General features: G+C 43.0%; 17 protein-coding genes and 1 tRNA gene. 6 read left to right on the top strand and 12 right to left on the bottom strand.

Going from position 1 to position 17,119, the window contains the following annotated elements:
• Positions 1 to 132 precede the first annotated feature (132 nt).
• Entirely contained in the window at positions 133 to 1,182 is a 1,050-nt protein-coding gene (locus tag GGE08_RS14755) for a DUF2779 domain-containing protein (RefSeq protein WP_179385654.1), read from the top strand.
• Between the two features lie 103 nt (positions 1,183 to 1,285).
• Here the strand turns inward: GGE08_RS14755 and GGE08_RS14750 are convergent.
• Positions 1,286 to 1,359: transfer RNA gene (locus GGE08_RS14750), tRNA-Met, on the bottom strand.
• A gap of 209 nt (positions 1,360 to 1,568) precedes the next feature.
• Between GGE08_RS14750 and GGE08_RS14745 the strand changes: the two genes are divergently transcribed.
• Together GGE08_RS14745 and GGE08_RS14740 are read left to right on the top strand one after the other, a co-directional pair.
• Positions 1,569 to 1,952 carry an START-like domain-containing protein gene (locus GGE08_RS14745; protein WP_179385653.1) on the top strand — a complete coding sequence of 128 codons (384 nt, stop codon included), beginning with the start codon at positions 1,569 to 1,571 and terminating at the stop codon, positions 1,950 to 1,952.
• Positions 1,953 to 2,006: 54 nt separating this feature from the next.
• On the top strand, positions 2,007 to 2,852 hold the full coding sequence (locus GGE08_RS14740; protein ID WP_179385652.1) for an aminotransferase class IV: 846 nt from the start codon (positions 2,007 to 2,009) through the stop codon (positions 2,850 to 2,852).
• Here the strand turns inward: GGE08_RS14740 and GGE08_RS14735 are convergent.
• The 5 genes from GGE08_RS14735 to GGE08_RS14715 all read right to left on the bottom strand — a co-directional run bounded on the left by GGE08_RS14735 (position 2,849) and on the right by GGE08_RS14715 (position 7,379).
• Positions 2,849 to 3,409, bottom strand: a complete 561-nt coding sequence (locus GGE08_RS14735) for a YqgE/AlgH family protein (protein ID WP_179385651.1) — start codon at positions 3,407 to 3,409, stop codon at positions 2,849 to 2,851. The genes GGE08_RS14740 and GGE08_RS14735 overlap by 4 nt on opposite strands.
• A gap of 122 nt (positions 3,410 to 3,531) precedes the next feature.
• Complete coding sequence (locus GGE08_RS14730) at positions 3,532 to 3,804, bottom strand: HU family DNA-binding protein (RefSeq protein ID WP_127140702.1); 273 nt, start codon at positions 3,802 to 3,804, stop codon at positions 3,532 to 3,534.
• Positions 3,805 to 3,980: 176 nt separating this feature from the next.
• Positions 3,981 to 4,943 (bottom strand): methionyl-tRNA formyltransferase, encoded by a 963-nt coding sequence (gene fmt / locus GGE08_RS14725; RefSeq protein ID WP_179385650.1) that lies wholly within the window; start codon positions 4,941 to 4,943, stop codon positions 3,981 to 3,983.
• A complete protein-coding gene (locus GGE08_RS16235) occupies positions 4,924 to 6,816 on the bottom strand; it encodes an ATP-dependent DNA helicase RecQ (protein WP_179385649.1) in 1,893 nt (630 codons plus the stop codon). The genes fmt and GGE08_RS16235 overlap by 20 nt, the downstream gene beginning before the upstream one ends.
• Positions 6,816 to 7,379 carry an AAA family ATPase gene (locus GGE08_RS14715; protein WP_179385648.1) on the bottom strand — a complete coding sequence of 188 codons (564 nt, stop codon included), beginning with the start codon at positions 7,377 to 7,379 and terminating at the stop codon, positions 6,816 to 6,818. Before GGE08_RS14715 ends, GGE08_RS16235 begins: the two co-directional genes overlap by 1 nt.
• A gap of 89 nt (positions 7,380 to 7,468) precedes the next feature.
• Here GGE08_RS14715 and GGE08_RS14710 point away from each other — a divergent pair, with 89 nt between their 5' ends.
• From GGE08_RS14710 to murA, 3 genes are all read left to right on the top strand, one after another.
• Positions 7,469 to 7,756: a DUF493 family protein gene (locus tag GGE08_RS14710; RefSeq protein ID WP_179385647.1), complete on the top strand. Its 288-nt coding sequence runs from the start codon at positions 7,469 to 7,471 to the stop codon at positions 7,754 to 7,756.
• 82 nt (positions 7,757 to 7,838) lie between these two features.
• Complete coding sequence (locus tag GGE08_RS14705; RefSeq protein ID WP_179385646.1) at positions 7,839 to 8,486, top strand: DUF4290 domain-containing protein; 648 nt, start codon at positions 7,839 to 7,841, stop codon at positions 8,484 to 8,486.
• Between the two features lie 15 nt (positions 8,487 to 8,501).
• Complete coding sequence (gene murA / locus GGE08_RS14700; protein ID WP_179385645.1) at positions 8,502 to 9,809, top strand: UDP-N-acetylglucosamine 1-carboxyvinyltransferase; 1,308 nt, start codon at positions 8,502 to 8,504, stop codon at positions 9,807 to 9,809.
• A 6-nt stretch (positions 9,810 to 9,815) separates the two neighbouring features.
• Here the strand turns inward: murA and GGE08_RS14695 are convergent, their stop codons facing one another.
• The 6 genes from GGE08_RS14695 to GGE08_RS14670 all read right to left on the bottom strand — a co-directional run bounded on the left by GGE08_RS14695 (position 9,816) and on the right by GGE08_RS14670 (position 17,015).
• Complete coding sequence (locus GGE08_RS14695) at positions 9,816 to 11,705, bottom strand: tetratricopeptide repeat protein (protein WP_179385644.1); 1,890 nt, start codon at positions 11,703 to 11,705, stop codon at positions 9,816 to 9,818.
• Positions 11,706 to 11,924: 219 nt separating this feature from the next.
• Complete coding sequence (locus GGE08_RS14690) at positions 11,925 to 12,929, bottom strand: pirin family protein (protein WP_179385643.1); 1,005 nt, start codon at positions 12,927 to 12,929, stop codon at positions 11,925 to 11,927.
• Between the two features lie 56 nt (positions 12,930 to 12,985).
• Positions 12,986 to 14,413, bottom strand: coding sequence for an amidohydrolase (locus GGE08_RS14685; RefSeq protein WP_179385642.1), 1,428 nt, complete (start codon positions 14,411 to 14,413; stop codon positions 12,986 to 12,988).
• Between the two features lie 97 nt (positions 14,414 to 14,510).
• Complete coding sequence (locus tag GGE08_RS14680; RefSeq protein ID WP_179385641.1) at positions 14,511 to 15,824, bottom strand: cryptochrome/photolyase family protein; 1,314 nt, start codon at positions 15,822 to 15,824, stop codon at positions 14,511 to 14,513.
• Positions 15,821 to 16,516 (bottom strand): SDR family NAD(P)-dependent oxidoreductase, encoded by a 696-nt coding sequence (locus GGE08_RS14675; protein WP_179385640.1) that lies wholly within the window; start codon positions 16,514 to 16,516, stop codon positions 15,821 to 15,823. Before GGE08_RS14675 ends, GGE08_RS14680 begins: the two co-directional genes overlap by 4 nt.
• Before the next feature lies 1 nt (position 16,517).
• Complete coding sequence (locus GGE08_RS14670) at positions 16,518 to 17,015, bottom strand: SRPBCC family protein (protein WP_179385639.1); 498 nt, start codon at positions 17,013 to 17,015, stop codon at positions 16,518 to 16,520.
• Between the last annotated feature and the right edge of the window lie 104 nt (positions 17,016 to 17,119).

The raw sequence follows: 17,119 nt of genomic DNA, 5'->3' as shown, positions 1-17,119 counted from the left end.
AAGAACCGTTTCGGGGAAGAATTCTTCCCCGAAACAGACGACATTAATGATAATTTTATGAATTTAGCGATGTCCTAAAAAAGGGAAGGCTACAATGCCTGTTTTCAAAAATACGTCTTACAGAAAAATGGATTGGATGTTTCAAATATCTCCATCATTCATCTAAATAAGAACTATATCAAAGGATGGGATATCATTGCTAATGAACTATTGGAAATTGAGGATATAACCGAATCTGTAAATGCAATTTATTCTACTGTGGTCAATGAGATAAAGGCGGCTTCTACATTAATTAACAAGAATCTGCTTGAATTTAGTTCCTGTTCATGCAGATACAAAACGAGAAGCAACCACTGCGATAGCTTCAACTATTTTAACGCGGACATACCGGATTACAGTATTTATGAAATCGGTAGAATTTCGGTTAAAAAAATAGGAGAGCTGATAGAAAGCGACTGTACCAGTATCATTGAAGTCCCAAAAGGTTTTGAACTTAACGAGAATCAGTCAAAACAGGTAGAGTCCGGCATACATGAAAAGGCGATTATCAATTCGGAAAGGATTAAGAAACGTTTAAAAAATCTGACGTTTCCCCTACATTTTTATGATTATGAAACCTACGCGAGTGCCATCCCCAAGCTAGATGGAGTGAAACCGCATCAACATTTACCATTTCAAGTATCCATTCATACCCTGAAAGAAAATGGCGAGTTAATCCACTTTGAGTATCTAATGGATAAAATGGAAATGCCGGATGAGCTGGTTACTGGTATGAGGGATTTTACAAAAGAACAGGGCACTTTTATTTCTTGGCACGCCAGTTTTGAAAATAGTAGGAATAGGGATATGATGTTAATGCTGCCGCACCACGCCGAATACCTAACCTATATCAATGAGCATACATTTGATCTAGAAGAGATATTCAAAAAAGACTATATCGACTATAGATTCCATGGTTCTAGCTCAATAAAAAAAGTATTACCGGTAATATGCCCTCAGTTATCATATGCAGATTTGGAAGTACAAGACGGCACGATGGCACTGGATACATGGGGAAGAATGGTAATAGACCCGAATTTTGAAGGAGATAAGAAGAACATCAGAAAACATCTACTGGAATATTGCAAGTTAGATACGATGGCCATGGTAGAGATATATTCCAAATTGCAAGGCATTACATAGCTATATATATTATGTTTTTACAAAAAAAACAAAATGTTGTACCTATGTTGTACCCAACAAAAAAACCCAAGATTTTCGTCTTGGGTTTTTTCTCTTCAAATTGTAGCGAGAGGGGGACTTGAACCCCCGACCTCTGGGTTATGAATCCAACGCTCTAACCACCTGAGCTACCTCGCCATTTGTCAATTTTTACCTGCTTGACCTCAGGGTTATGAATCCGACGCTCTAACCAGCTGAGCTACCTCGCCGTGTTTTTGCTAAGCGGGTGCAAATATAGGTTTAAATTTTCGCTGAATCAAAATTCATTATTAATTTATTATTTGATATTTATTTTTATATCTTCCCAAACTATACTTAAGCTGAAAAAACTTCTAAAGAACACGACAATGAGTGATAAGGTTAAATTTGAACTGGAATTTGTGATCCAGGCTTCACCTCAGTTGCTTTACCAATATATTTCCACCCCATCAGGACTTTCCGAATGGTATGCCGATAATGTAAACTCCCGTGGGGAGATTTTTACATTTATATGGGATGGCTCCGAGGAGCGGGCCAAACTGCTCAAGCGAAAGAGTGAGGAATTTGTCAAATTGGCATGGGAAGAAAACGAAGATGGTTCCTTTTTTGAAATGCGCATCATTGTGGATGAGATAACAAAGGATGTTTCCTTGTTCATTACCGATTTTGCCGAGGAAGACGAAGTGGACGAAGCGAAAATGCTGTGGGAGAACCAGGTATCGGACCTTAAACAAGTTCTAGGTTCCACCTAGCCCGATTCTTCAGTAAACCGTATCTTTGGTCCCGATAAAAATCGGGACTTTTTTATGGTCAATTGTAACGGAGCACTACAAGCAGCGGATAAAACAATTTTCACCCACAACAACAGGGCCTTTAAATATGGCGACGCTCTTTTTGAGACGGTCAGGTATGTGAACGGGACCTTATTTTTTTGGGAAGATCATTATTTTAGGTTGATGGCTTCCATGCGTATCCTTCGGATGGAAATCCCAATGGATTTTACCCTGGAATTTTTAGAGGAAGAAATCAAGAAAACCATCGAATCCAATCAGCTGGAAAGCGGAGCGGTCCGCGTTCGATTAACAGTTTTTAGAAACGACGGTGGACTGTATACCCCAGCTACCAACGATGTTTCCTACGTGATTGAAACCAATGCTATGGAGTCTCCTTTCTTCATCATCGAGGAGAAACCCTATGAAGTGGAACTTTTCAAGGATTATTACGTCAATACGGATATGCTTTCCAACCTAAAAACCACCAACAAAATTTTGAACGTGGTGGCCGGTGTCTATGCCCAGGAAAATGGATATGCCAATTGCTTATTGGTGAACACGGACAAAAAGGTGGTAGAAACCATCAATGGCAATTTATTTTTGGTGAAGGGCAACCAAATAAAGACACCTCCTTTGAGTGATGGTTGCTTGGACGGGATTATCCGAAAAAACCTGATGAAGCTGATCGCTGGGTCGGAAGACTATGATTTGGTCGAGGATTCCGTTTCGCCGTTTGAGCTTCAAAAAATGGACGAGATGTTCCTTACCAATTCCATTGTGGGGATTCAGCCCATCAGCAAATACAGAAAAAAGGAGTACGGCACCAAAGTTGCCAAGAGTTTGGTGGGTAAATTAAATGCTAAGGCCAGAATTGGCTAGTTGAGTGAAGGGTTTTCGGGAGCATTGGACCAAAGCAGGTAGTCGCCGCCCAATTCCACCATTTTTTCTTTCCAGAAGGCGTTAGCGGCTTTTTCTAGAATACTGCTTTCGTATTCGTTGGGCAGTACCACCCATGATTTGGACGAGAGTTCTTGGTCCAATTGACTGGTTCCCCATCCGGAATACCCTAAAAAGAATCGGATATCCTGTTCGGTGATGGTTCCATTGTTGATGAGTTCTATGGTCACTTCAAAATTACCACCCCAGAAAATCCCATCGGAAATCTCGATACTGTTTTCTATCAAATGGGGCACCTTGTGGATAAAATAAAGGTTGTCCTGCTCTACGGGGCCACCATTGAACACTTGGAAGGGAATGGTTATGTCCGAGACCAAGTCGCAAATGGTGTAGTCGAGAGGCTTGTTCAAAATAAACCCGACCGAACCTTCGTGGTTGTGTTCGGCAATAAGTACAACAGATCTATTGAAAGAAACATCGCCGGTCAGCGAAGGTTCCGCAACAAGTAAATTCCCCTTTTTTGGCTTCTGAGTTACCATTTACCTGAATTCATGTTTCTAAATTTAACATATTATTCAACATATGCAAAAAAAACAAAGCTGTTATCAACTAAAAAAGCACCCCAAAAGGAGTGCTTTCGTATATTCAATACATAAATTGATTAGTTTACTGCACTGCTCAATTCAGCACCTGCTTTGAACTTTACAACGTTCTTAGCGGCAATCTTAATAGTAGCTCCAGTCTGTGGATTTCTACCTTCTCTAGCGCTTCTTTTAGAAACTGACCAAGAACCAAAACCTACCAAGGAAACTCTGTCTCCTTTTTTAAGCGTTCCTTCTACATTTCCCAAGAAAGATTCCAATGCTTTTTTTGCTGCTGCCTTAGTGATGCCAGCATCAGCTGCCATAGCATCGATTAATTCTGTTTTGTTCATAATGGAATTAAATTAATTGTTGTTAATATAATTTTAATGCTGAACAAATTTATATGGATTTGGGTCTCACGCAAGTAAAACCAAGGGAAATAGGGGTTTTTGTTGATAACTTGAAACGTTTGTTGATAAAGTGGGAAAAAAACGACAACTTTTCCCAGCCCAATCATAGCAAGGCTTTAGCGAAGATGTGCCTCTTTTTCCAGATTTAGCCCATTCAAAACTTCGTTTACCTGCATTCTTCGTTTGCCGGGAAGCTGTAATTCCAACAAGTTTAGGTACCCCTCTTTAACCGCAACCTTGAGCGATTTTTTTCCTACCACCAGTTTTCCAACGATGTAGTCGTGTTCGGAGGTCTCCATTTTGGTCCTGAAAATCTTCATGGGTTCTGCTTTTCCATCGTTCACCAACTCCGTCCATGCCCCTGGATATGGACTCAACCCCCGAATATGATTGTAAATATCCATCATGGAACTATTCCAATCGATTCGGCAGGTATCCTTATGGATTTTTGGAGCGGGCTTTAATTCCATGCTCTCATCCTGTTTTTGTAGGGACACGGTCCCCGCTTCAATCTGTTTGCAGGTATCCACGACCAAATGGGCGCCCAGTTCCATCAACCTGTCGTGCAGGTCTCCGGCATTGTCCTCTGGCCGTATGTTGGCTCCTTTTTGAAGAATGATGTTCCCGGTATCTATCTTTTCATCAATAAAGAATGTAGTTACCCCTGTTTCCGTTTCACCATTGATGATTGCCCAATTAATGGGAGCTGCACCCCGATATTGGGGCAGGAGCGAAGCATGAAGGTTAAAGGTGCCATACGCGGGCATTTGCCAGACCACTTTGGGCAGCATCCGAAAAGCGACCACTACTTGAAGGTTGGCATCAAGGCTTTTGAGATCCTCCAAAAATGCCTCGTCCTTTAAGTTAGTCGGCTGTAATACCTTTAATTGGTGTTTAACAGCGAATTGTTTCACGGCTGACTCTTGGAGCTTGCGCCCCCTTCCCGCTGGCCTATCCGGGGCGGTAATTACACCCACCACTTTAAAGCCAGCTTCCAAAAGTTGTTTTAGGCTGCCCACCGCAAAATCGGGGGTACCCATAAATACGATACGAAGCGAATTATGTTTTGATGTACTCATTCTTAATGTTTATCGAGACCAATCCATTTTCCAGCAACCGCTCGAGCAGGTTCAAAAGTTCTTTTTCACTTGTTCCCGTGACGCGTTCCAACTGTCTGGAGGAATGGGGGCGAATTTCCAAGAGTTCCAGAATTTTTTGTTCCAAGTCGTGTGGAGAGGATACTTTGGCCTTCTTTGTGCAAATATCGCAAGTGCCGCACTTTTCGGCGGACTTTTCGCCAAAATAATTCAGTAGGTAAACACTACGGCACATTTTCTGATTGGCAATGTACCCCAACATAGCGGCCATATTATCCACCTTCACCTGGTTGAAATCCTTTATTTTTTTGGCAAACGGGTTGATGGTATGGTCGTCTTCACGGGGCACTAAAAAGGTAATTTCCAAATCGGAACTATGGTTGTGGTATTCCGCAATGTTATCGTCCGCCAGTTGCTGTAATAGTTGCTTTAAACGTTCCTCGCCAGTGCCCGTTTTTTGCGACAGCATATACAGATTGATCTTGGTCTCATAATCCGTAATACCACCGTAGGTCCGTAAAATGGTTTGAATGATGGTGGCCGTTTTACGGTTTTTGTCCAGGTAATTGAATATTTCGGCCTTGGAAGCTACAAATTGAAGCGTAGTTTTCTCCTTAAAGTTTTCGGCCAACGATAGCACGGAATTTTGATCTAAAATACGAAGGGCATTGAACGCCATGTTGGGATTAAACGCATATCGCGAACAAAACTCATTGAACTTGAAAGCCAGAGGTTCCGAAATAAGCTCTCCGTAGGAAATCTGAAAATAGTTGTTGAGCTTGGAATAAACGGTTTTCACAAAACCCACATCGGGTAGGGTGGACAAAAACTGCTGTTTGGCCCTATCCGCATCTTCTTTGGAGGTTAGGATGATGGCCGTTGAAGGCTCTCCATCCCTACCAGCGCGTCCCGCCTCCTGAAAATAGCTTTCCAAACTGTCGGGTATCTGGTAATGGATCACCAAGCGCACATCTGGTTTATCCACCCCCATGCCAAAGGCATTGGTGGCCACCATGACCCTGTCTTTGCCATCCAACCAACGATTGAGTTTTTCCTCCTTGTCCGATTTGGGAATGCCTCCATGGTAAAAAGAAGCCGATACCCCGTTGTTGATCAAAAAGTTGGCCAAGGAGATGGACATTTTCCGGGAACGTACATAGACGATGCCGCTTCCCGGGATTTTTCCCATGTATTTTTTGAGCTGGTACAATTTGTCCTCCGAACGCCTTACCTTGAATGCGATGTTGGAGCGGGAAAACGAATCTTTAAAAATACGGACCTCTTTCAATTCCAAATTCTCCACAATGTCATCCACAACACGGGGCGTAGCTGTCGCCGTAAGAGCAATCATAGGAGTTTGAGGAGCCAATTCCTTTAAAATGGAGCATTCCAAATAAGCAGGCCTAAAGTCGTTTCCCCACTGGGAGATACAATGTGCCTCGTCAATCGCAATAAGATTCACGTTCATCTGCTGAATGCGTTCCCTTACCACGGTCTGCTGTAAGCGTTCTGGGGATAGGTATAGGAATTTGTAGTTGCCAAACACACAATTGTCCAACAAGTCGTTTACTTCGTTGGAACGGATGCCCCCGGTCAAGGCGATTGCCTTGATATTTCTCTTTTTTAATTGGGCCACCTGATCTTGGATCAGGGCCACCAAAGGTGAGACCACAATACAAATACCTTCCATGGCCAGTGCAGGCACTTGGTAACAAATGGATTTTCCGCCACCGGTAGGCATAAGGGCGAGTACATCTTGCTCAGAAATGACCGTATCAATGATTTTCCTCTGGGAACCCCTAAAATCATCATATCCCCAGTATTGTTGTAAAACGCTTGTGATGTTCTTGTGCACTATGTTATTTTAAGTGTTTCCAAAATAAAATCAATCCGATTTAGGACATCATCTTTTGGCACTTCGATGGGGTTATAGCCAAATTGGGTATAAATTTTAAGCAAGGAATGGTGGATGTTTTCCGCTTCCTCAAAAGTTTCCAAACGCTCGTTATCGGAAACATAGATTTCTTTCCAAGGCGGAACTATAAAAACGGAATCATATCTATGGTTCTCGGCATGGGAAATAAAATAGTCGTCATATGCTTGGTCGAAAAAATCCATATAGGCGAGCACATCGGGAATGCCCCTGTCAAAAAAGCTGATGGGCGCATTGATGTGCTTTGATTGTCGGTAATGGGACGTCCTACCTTCCAGCAAGTCTTTATTGAACTGCAAGGCATCGTCCACAAACACCAGCGGATTGGAAATATGGTGTTCCGATTGCCCTTCCTGCTTCGCTTTGGAGGTCATATCCCGAATGATTTCGTGAAAGCAGTGAAAACCTCTCTGTTCCAAACCGTTTACTATGGACGTCTTCCCAGTTCCGGGAGCTCCCGTTATAACTACCTTGTTTTTTCCCAAAGACCTTAGAATTGATGGTACAAAGTAATGAAATCGCCCCAAGGAAAAAAAATTGAAGGGTAAGCCATATATTTGTATAAAATTGCGGTATGGATAAGAAAGAGACGGAAGAATTTTACGCGAAGTTAAAGGAGCAGTTGTTGGAGACCACGAGTTGGCCATCAACCTACCTCTACAAATTTATTGTTCCCACAGAGGAGGCCAAAATATCGCAAATCCAGGACATTTTCGATAATACAGGGGCGGTGATAGAATCCAAAAAGAGCAAAAAGGGGACGTACACCAGCTTGTCCATTACCGTACATTTGAAGAATCCGGACGAAGTTATCCAAAAGTACAAGGAAGTTTCCGTTGTGGAAGGTGTTATTTCCCTGTAGGTCCTTAATTTGCCATAATTTTCTTAATTTGCACTCGTTATCAGTTTGACTTTCCAATTATCAATTCACAAAATCCAGTAGTTTGAACGAAGTATATACCCTAGAATACAATACAGAGCGTCCAAAGCTTTTTATTCCCGAATATGGGCGCCATTTTCAAAAAATGGTGGACCATGCCGTAGCCATCGAAGATCGTGATGAACGAAACCGAGTGGCACAATCCATTATTAGTGTTATGGGTAATTTGCAGCCCCATTTGAGGGACGTGCCGGATTTTCAGCACAAACTTTGGGACCAGCTTTTCATTATGTCCGATTTTAAATTGGATGTGGACTCTCCCTTTCCCATAACCTCCAAAGAGACCTTGCAGCAGCGTCCTGAACCCTTGGAATATCCTCAGAACCATCCCAAGTACCGTTTTTATGGAAACAACATCAAACGGATGATTGATGTGGCGGTAAATTGGGAAAAGGGCGATATGCGGTCTGGCTTGGAATATGCCATTGCCAACCACATGAAAAAGTGTTATTTGACATGGAACAAGGATACCGTAGAGGACACCGTAATTTTTAATCACTTGAAAGAGCTCAGTGATGGTCAGATTGATTTGGCCAAGAGCGATGAGAGTTTGACGGAGAGCGGACAGTTTTTGAAAAATAGGCCCAGCCGTTCGAACACCAGCAATAATCGGGGCAAAAAAAGTCAAAGAGGTCGTAAAAAAAGATATTAAACTCCAAAGTAATACATGGGTACATTTCGAATAGAGGGCGGCCACCAGTTGCATGGTGAAATCACCCCCCAGGGAGCAAAGAACGAAGCACTTCAAATTCTTTGTGCCGTATTGCTATCAGAAGAAAAAATTACCATAAACAACATTCCGGACATTGTCGATGTCAATAAACTCATTGCACTGCTTGAAGATTTAGGCGTCAAGATTCAAAAGAAAGGAAAAGGCTCTTATACCTTTAAAGCGGATGACGTTAACCTGGATTATCTGCAATCGGCCAAGTTCAAGGAGGATGGAAGAGGTCTTCGCGGTTCCATTATGTTGGTTGGTCCACTGTTGGCCCGTTTTGGAAAAGGATACATCCCCAAACCTGGTGGGGATAAAATAGGAAGACGTCGTTTGGATACCCATTTTGAAGGTTTCATTAAGCTTGGAGCCCAATTTAGATATAACAAAGAAGAGTATTTCTATGGTGTGGAGGCCGAAAAACTTACTGGCACCTACATGTTGTTGGATGAGGCATCCGTAACCGGTACGGCCAACATTGTGATGGCAGCCGTTTTGGCCGAGGGTACCACAACCATTTACAATGCAGCCTGTGAGCCCTATTTGCAGCAGTTGTGCAAAATGCTGAACCGCATGGGGGCCAAAATCTCAGGTATCGGTTCCAATTTGTTGACCATTGAAGGGGTAAAATCGCTAAAAGGTACCGAACATACCATGCTTCCCGATATGATTGAAATTGGTAGCTGGATTGGACTGGCGGCCATGACCCAGAGCGAATTGACCATTAAAAATGTGAGTTGGGACGATTTAGGCCAGATTCCAACTGTTTTCCGTAAGCTGGGAATTACAGTAGAGCGAAGAAACGATGATATTTTTATTCCCAAGCATGAAGATGGATACGAAATCCAAAATTTTATTGACGGTTCTATCCTAACTATTGCCGATGCGCCATGGCCTGGATTGACCCCTGATTTATTGAGTATTATTTTGGTTACGGCCACACAGGCCCGAGGCGAAGTCCTGATTCATCAGAAAATGTTTGAAAGCCGATTGTTCTTTGTGGACAAGCTTATTGATATGGGGGCTAAAATCATCCTTTGCGACCCGCATAGGGCCACGGTTATTGGGCATGACTTTAAATCCACCCTAAAGGCCACCACCATGGTGTCGCCAGATATCCGGGCGGGTGTTTCCCTTTTGATTGCAGCACTGTCGGCCAAAGGAACATCCACTATTCACAATATTGAGCAAATTGACCGCGGCTACGAAAACATCGATGAGCGTTTGCGTGCCATTGGAGCCAATATCGTAAGGGTATAATTATACTTATTCTTTCGGGATCAAGATGGTTACACGGGTACCTGAGCGGTTCTCGTCGGAAAGGTTCTCTATTTTAACCAATTGTTGGGCAGAGTGCTGCTTAAGTGCTTGTATCCTTCGTTCCGTAATGGACATGCCACGGGATATTCGGTTGGATTTTCGTGCTTCCGTTTGGGTCAGTCCTACGCCATTGTCTTCAATCACACATTCGATAGTATCTCCTTTATCGGTAAAAGATACCTTAAGCTCCTTGTTTCCCTCCTTTGGCATCAATCCGTGTATGATGGCATTTTCGATATAAGGCTGTACCAAAAGCATGGGAACTTCATGGGCATCGATATCCAAATTCTCATCGATTTCAAATTGATAGGAAAAGGAATGGTCAAAACGCAAAGCTTCCAGTTCCACATAAATTTTTAGCAGCTCTATTTCCTCACTTAGCACCAAACTTATGTTCACCGAACTTTCCAACACCTGACGAAGCAGTTTTGAAAACTTGGAGAGATAGGTGAGGGCCCCTTTTTTATCGTTGGTGCTGATGAGGTGTTGTATGGAACCGAGGGAGTTAAAAATAAAATGGGGATTCATCTGGGCCCGTAACATCCGCTTTTCTAACTGCCTGTTCATTTGGCCTATGGTATCTCGTTGCTCAGATATCAATCTATTTTTTTCGGAAAGAATGGCATTAGATCTTTTCTTTGCCAAATATCGGAAATAGAGCAGGCTAGCTGAAAAAAGCAATAGGGCAGATATGATAATAAGGTATAGTGTTCGTTTTCTATTTTGTTCTACACGGGTGTTGAGCAGGGCCAATTCCAAGGTGTTGGCCTCAATTTCACGATCTTTCACGTATACTTCATGCCTTACTTGTAAATTTTCTATCTCCTTTACCTTGGTCTCGTTCATCAGGCTATCCTTATAATCCATCGTCTTGTTCAAATGGAAAATGGCTTTTTCTAGTTGACCTGAGGCTTGGTAAATCTCGTAGGCTTTTTCGTGTGCCTCTTTTTTCCGTTCGTAGGCACCCTCCATACCTTCCAAGACTTTGAGGTTATCGTTCGAGTAACGCATGGCCTGATTCAACTTGTTCTGTTGCAACATCAGGTTGGCCAAATTTTGGTATACGAACGCTTGGCCTTGCCTTAGGGAAAGTTGATTGGCCAAATCCAGAGCCTTGAAAAGATATTCCTCAGCATTATCCCATTGCTCCAATTGAAGGTAACAATGCCCAATATTGCTATACAGGTCGTACAATTTGATGTTGTTTCCCTCTTGGCTCCAATAGGGTACAATTTTTAAAAATTTGTCCAAGGCTGCTCGGTAGTCTCCGTCCGTATAGCTCATGATGGCCAAATTTACTTCCACATCGTTCTTCATGGCTTCGGGATCTGGACCGTCGTAGATTTCCAGAGCCTTTTGATAGCTGGCAATTGCCTTCTCCTTTTCATCCATCAAATCGTGTAAAACCCCAAGATTGATGTAAACCGAAGCAGCATTTATTTGAAGGTCAAACGAGTCGATTACCTTAAGGCTTTTTAGATAGCTATCCTGGCTAGAAGGATAATCACCGATTCGCTTGTATACAATGCCCATCGAATTGTATATATCGCATACCAGACTATAGTCGTTGTTTTTCCTTGCTACCAAAAGACATTTATTTAGATATTCCAAGGAGCTTGCATAGCTATCGGTCATGCCATGGGTCAGCCCCAAAGAATAAAGCGCTTTGGCCTCACCTACCGAAAAACCAATTTCCTTGGATTTCTCCAGACTCTGTAACCCGTAAGCAACCGCTTTCTCCTTGTCTATAAATCTGGATTTTATCCCTAAAAGCCTCAGTAGGTTGACTTGGGTCGTGTCATCCGCCGTTTTCAGGAGGTTTTGAAGGCTATCCATTTCCTTGGTTTGGGAAAAACCCATATTTCCCATCAAAAGAAATAGTAGAAAGAATTTAATATGAAAAAATCGGAATGAATTGATTTCCATTTGTCTGACGAGATAAGTAAGCTTGTTCCAAAACTTTGATTGTCAGGAATTAAAATAGAAATAATTCTTATTATCAAAAACAAAAAAAGCGCTGTAACCCCTAAAAAATAAGGGTTTGTCAGAAAAATTTTAATTTTTCTCGACCATTTTCCCATCGGGGTATAATGCAAAGCGCCCCTTGTCTTTATCATGAACATGGTCCGGGTGGGGCCATGGCCATCCCCCAAATTGGGTAAGGCGGTATTCTTCCATCGCTTTTTGGATTTCCTCTTGGGTGTTCATTACAAAGGGACCATATTTGGCGACGGGCTCGCCAATGGGCTTTCCTTGCAGTAACATAAAATGGGCGGTTTCGGAACCAACTTTGATATTCACATCGGTGGTGGGGTCCAAAACAATCCCAAAACTGGGATTTATTTTTTTATCTCCTATATGTATTTCATCACCATCATAAAAGTAAAGTACGCGGTTTACCGATGCACTGGCACTCGGCAGCATATATTCGGCTTCAGGCTCTACATGAATGTTCCAAACGGCCACTTCATTGTCCGGGTCGGCCGCCCAGGAATCCAGGGCAGGGTGCGGTGGGGCAACATTTTTGTAGGGACCGGCTATCACCTTGATTTTTGCATTTTCTTCCTCCACAACCGGAATATCCTCGTGCCAAAGCATCTTAAAGTGCGGGTCGACAAATTTTCCCGATTTAGGCAGGTTTAACCATATTTGAAAGAGTTCCAAGGGATTTTCTTCCTCATCTTTGAGCAGGGGGAACATCTCAGAATGTTGAACGCCCCTTCCAGCGGTCATCCACTGTACATCGCCTTCGCCAAATCGGCCTGCGGCACCCAAAGAATCCGAGTGGTCACAAAATCCTTTGTTCACAATGGTGATGGTTTCGAAACCACGGTGCGGATGGTACGGAAATCCTGGAATGGACTGCCCGTGATACATGCGCCACTTTTGGGTCGGGTCAAAATCACTTCCTAAGTTTCGTCCTTTCAAAAGGGATGGGTCGGGTCCCATTTCCCCATTTCCCTTTGGGAAATAATCTAAATGATATACACTAAAAAGAAAAGGATCCAAGGTCTGCCAAGGGGTGCTTAATGGAAAAGTTTGTAGAACAGGAGTTTTCATCATGCAATTTTTATGAATGAAGGCCTGCGCAACGCAGGCCTTTCAATATAATAATTTTATTTACCGGGAATTGGTGGCGGACCATCGATCATGGCCTCGTATTTAACATCACCTTTTCTCGTCTTAAATTCTTCTTTTACTTTTTCTACCAATTTTGGGTCATCAAAAAGATCGAACATGGTCATGCCCATAGCTTTGGAGGCGTAAATCATTCCCTTATGGCCAATGCTCATACCCCCACAGGCCACAACGGCCCAAGAGTGCCAAGGTGTTCCTTTCGGAGCAACCGTTACGCCTAGGTTGATGTTGGGTACGTTCCAACTTACATCACCAACATCGGTAGAGCCTCCTCCGGGCAGTTCCTCGGTTTCTTTCAAAGGATGTACTTCACCATCCATGCCCACTTGGGGTTTTCCAGTGGCCTCTTGAATGGCTTTACCATAGGTAATTTCCTCATCGGTATAGGTAATGGGTCCCAAAAGCTCCAGATTGTTTTGCATGATTTTACCTCCCTCACGGTTGACCAGGGTTTCATAAATTCCTGAAATCAAGGAATATTTGTAATCTACATTGGCCATAATTGCGGCGCCTTCGGCCATGGCCTTAACCCGTTCAAAGGTGGGAAGCATCACATCTCTTTTGGGGTCACGCACACGCACCCAAAGGCGGGCATAGTCGGGAACAACATTTACTACTTGGCCTCCATCTTGAATATGGTAGTGAATACGCGAAGTGGGTTTTATATGCTCGCGATAATAGTTAATCCCCGTGGTATACAGTTCCAAGGCGTCAGAGGCACTGCGTCCGTTCCATGGGTCGGAAGATGCGTGGGCAGCTTGACCATAAAATTCAATCATGAAATCGACTAGGGCCAATCCACTTTGTACGTCGGCTTCAATTTCGGCAGATGGGTGCCAGCTTACGTTTACATCAACATCGTCCCAAAGTCCGGCTTCTACCATCCAAACTTTTCCAAAAAATTTCTCTTCGGCCGGTGTCCCAAAGAATTTGACGGTTCCTTTAATGTTTCCTGCCTCAATTTGTTCTTTGATAGCTATGGCAGCGCCTAAACTGGCTGCCCCGAACATATTGTGCCCACATCCGTGGCCGGGAGCACCATCAATTCGTGGATCTTTGGTGGGAACCGTGTTCTGTGAAAGGCCCGGTAGGGCATCAAACTCGCCCAAGACACTGATTACGGGTTTTCCTGAACCGTAGGTAGCAACAAAGGCGGTTGGGATATCGGCTACACCACGTGTGACGGTCATTCCGTTTTTCTCGGCATAATCGGCCAACAATTCTGAGGAAATGGATTCCTCGAATGCTGTTTCGGCCAGTGCCCAGATGGAATCACTGATTTGAATAAGGTTTTCCTTGTGCTTTTCCACGGAAGCGACGACCGCTTTTTTGTCCTTTGACATTTTTTGGGCGGATAGGTTCAATGAGACCAGTCCCAAAAGGAGTAAGGTTGAAAATTTCTTCATCATTTAGGTTTTGAGTTAGTTATTTACCGCTGTTTGATGTGCTGTCAACAAGACGTCACATAAAATTACAACAGCTCCTAAATTTAAAGAAAATGCGTCAACTTACCGCTTCCTTGTAGGTTTTTAAGCAGCGTTCCCGAGCCATTTTGTGGTCGACCATAGGGTCCGGGTAGTTGAGTTCCTGTAGTTCGGGAACCCATTTGTTGATGTATTTTTTGTCCTTATCGAATTTTTTTATCTGCGTGGTCGGGTTAAAGATTCTAAAATAAGGTGCGGCATCCACACCACTGCCTGCGGCCCATTGCCAGTTGCCCACATTGCTCGCCATTTCATAATCCAACAGTTTTTCAGCAAAATAGGCTTCGCCCCATCTCCAATCGATCAGCAAATGCTTGCACAAAAAACTGGCCACCAACATACGAACCCTGTTGTGCATGTAGCCCGTTTCATTGAGTTCGCGCATACCTGCATCTACCAAAGGATATCCAGTTTTGCCCTTTTTCCACTTTTCAAACTCCTCTTCGTTGTTGCGCCATTCGATTCTATCGTATTTGGAACGGAACGCATTATCTACGGTATGGGGAAAATGCCATAGGATCTGCATAAAAAATTCCCTCCAAATCAATTCGTTCCAAAAGGTTTCGTTCTTTTCATCGATGGCCTTTTTCACCATTTTTCGAACGGAAACGGTACCAAAACGCAAGTGGGGACCTAAACGGGAGGTTCCTTTTTCCTTGGCCGGGTAATCGCGCGTGTCCTCATAATTTTGAATTAAATTGGAGGTCACGGTAAAATCGGGAACTTTAATGTCAGATTCTTCAAAGCCCATAGCTTCCAAGGAGAGTTGGGGCAAGGATTTGGACTGATGCAAATTTTTGCCCAAATCTTTCAGCGTATCGTACTCCACTATATGAATGGAGGGATTAAAATTTTCCTTCCACTTGCGCATATAAGGTGTATAAACGACATAGGGGTCTCCGTCGTCCTTTACCACTTCCTCCTTTTCAAAAATGACTTGATCTTTGTAGGTGTTGAACTGTATATCGTTTTCCTTCAAAAAATCGGCGATTTCTTTATCGCGTTCTTTGGCATAAGGTTCATAATCATGATTGGTGTAAACAGCTTCAATATCATAATCCTTCATAAGCTGTTCAAACACTTTAATGGGTTTGTCGTGATATTGCGCTACGCCGCTGTCGTAATTGGTGCGGAGTTGCTTGCTTATTTTTTGGATTTGATCGTGGATAAAGGTAACCCTTGCATCTTTTTTGGGCAGACTTTCCAAAATTTCCTTGTCAAAAATAAAGATAGGAAGCACAGGGGCATCATTTTGAAGGGCTTGGTACAGACCTACATTGTCATCCAACCGTAAATCGCGTCTAAACCAAAATACGATGATGTTGTCTTTCATGAACTCACATTTAAGCTAGACATTCCGCCATCTACCCCGATTACCTGGCCCGTAATCCATGAATTGTTGGAATCCAGCAGAAAAGTGGCCATGTTGGCTATATCGTGTGCCGTGCCCACTCGTTTTAATGGGTGTCTCTCGGACATCATTTCTTTTTTCTTGTCATTGCTCAATAAACGTTCAGATAGGGGGGTATCTACCAAAGATGGCGCAATGACGTTCACCCTTACCTTTGGGGCATATTCTGCTGCCAGAGCACGTGCAAAACCTTCGATAGCTCCTTTGGCTGCAGATACACTGGTATGGAAGGGCATTCCGGTCCCCACGGCCACAGTACTGAAAAACACCATGCTGGAACCTTCGTTCATCCGGTTCATAATCGTTTTCACGGTTCGGACCAGTCCAAAAAAATTGATTTCCATATCCTTTTGGATGGTATCCATTCCCATCGTTTTAAAGGGTTTTAAATTGATACTTCCTGGACAATATACAAAGCCGTCCAGTTGTTCTGGAATTTGCTTTTCCGAAAGGTCATCCGTCAAGGCATCAAAGGGAATATGGGTGACGTCGAGATTGCTGAGTTCATCATTGCTTCGGCTGGCAACATACACCTTATGGTCTTTGGATAGTGTTTTTGCCATTTCCAATCCAATTCCGTACGATCCGCCGATCAATAGTATATTCTTTTCCATATTATATTTTTCTGATGCTTAAATAGTTTTCTTTTCCTTCAACCGTACCAAATAGGTCGGCAAGTTTCTTCTCCCTAAACTCAAATATTTTCTGGAGCTGACCTTTTACCAGTAGGGGATGGGTCAACTGCCCCAAAATACCAAAAGGTAATTTGTAATCGATAATATCTTCCATTTCCACACCTTCGGGAACTTCTTTTAAAAAGTGTTTGTGGTGCCAGAGGGCATAGGGCCCAAAACGCTGCTCATCCACAAAATATTCCCCTTCTTTTACATGGGTGATTTCCGTTACCCATTTGGTAGAAACCATGGGAAAGGGTTTCACTATATATTGGATGACTTGCCCTTGGAACATGGGCCTATCGGCTCCCGCCAAAATATGAAACCCCATGTGAGGAGGTGTAATGACAGCTAAATTTTTGGGGTCTGATAGGAATTCCCACGCTTCTTGTTGACTAATGGGAAAAACTTGCTTAGATTGTAGTTGATACAGTTGCATTCGTTAGAATTTACACAAAGATAGGAGTAAAATGTTTAATTAAAACTATAAATAGTTAAACAAAGATTAAAACGTACCTATTAATTACCTACTTTTGTTTTAAG

This window comes from Allomuricauda sp. ARW1Y1, assembly GCF_013407935.1.
Taxonomy (GTDB): domain Bacteria; phylum Bacteroidota; class Bacteroidia; order Flavobacteriales; family Flavobacteriaceae; genus Flagellimonas.
The sequence above is the reverse complement of the archived record's forward strand: the minus strand, read 5'-3'. Positions and strand labels throughout refer to the sequence as shown.

Coding starts and splice junctions, on each gene's coding strand:
- fmt (WP_179385650.1), bottom strand. CDS start 4,943: ATGAGTACATCAAAACATAATTCGCTTCGTATCGTATTTATGGGTACC.
- GGE08_RS14710 (WP_179385647.1), top strand. CDS start 7,469: ATGGATAAGAAAGAGACGGAAGAATTTTACGCGAAGTTAAAGGAGCAG.
- GGE08_RS14680 (WP_179385641.1), bottom strand. CDS start 15,824: ATGAAAGACAACATCATCGTATTTTGGTTTAGACGCGATTTACGGTTG.
- GGE08_RS14685 (WP_179385642.1), bottom strand. CDS start 14,413: ATGAAGAAATTTTCAACCTTACTCCTTTTGGGACTGGTCTCATTGAAC.
- GGE08_RS14735 (WP_179385651.1), bottom strand. CDS start 3,409: ATGGTAACTCAGAAGCCAAAAAAGGGGAATTTACTTGTTGCGGAACCT.
- GGE08_RS14745 (WP_179385653.1), top strand. CDS start 1,569: ATGAGTGATAAGGTTAAATTTGAACTGGAATTTGTGATCCAGGCTTCA.
- GGE08_RS14675 (WP_179385640.1), bottom strand. CDS start 16,516: ATGGAAAAGAATATACTATTGATCGGCGGATCGTACGGAATTGGATTG.
- murA (WP_179385645.1), top strand. CDS start 8,502: ATGGGTACATTTCGAATAGAGGGCGGCCACCAGTTGCATGGTGAAATC.
- GGE08_RS14740 (WP_179385652.1), top strand. CDS start 2,007: ATGGTCAATTGTAACGGAGCACTACAAGCAGCGGATAAAACAATTTTC.
- GGE08_RS14670 (WP_179385639.1), bottom strand. CDS start 17,015: ATGCAACTGTATCAACTACAATCTAAGCAAGTTTTTCCCATTAGTCAA.
- GGE08_RS14690 (WP_179385643.1), bottom strand. CDS start 12,929: ATGAAAACTCCTGTTCTACAAACTTTTCCATTAAGCACCCCTTGGCAG.
- GGE08_RS14730 (WP_127140702.1), bottom strand. CDS start 3,804: ATGAACAAAACAGAATTAATCGATGCTATGGCAGCTGATGCTGGCATC.
- GGE08_RS14695 (WP_179385644.1), bottom strand. CDS start 11,705: ATGGATAGCCTTCAAAACCTCCTGAAAACGGCGGATGACACGACCCAA.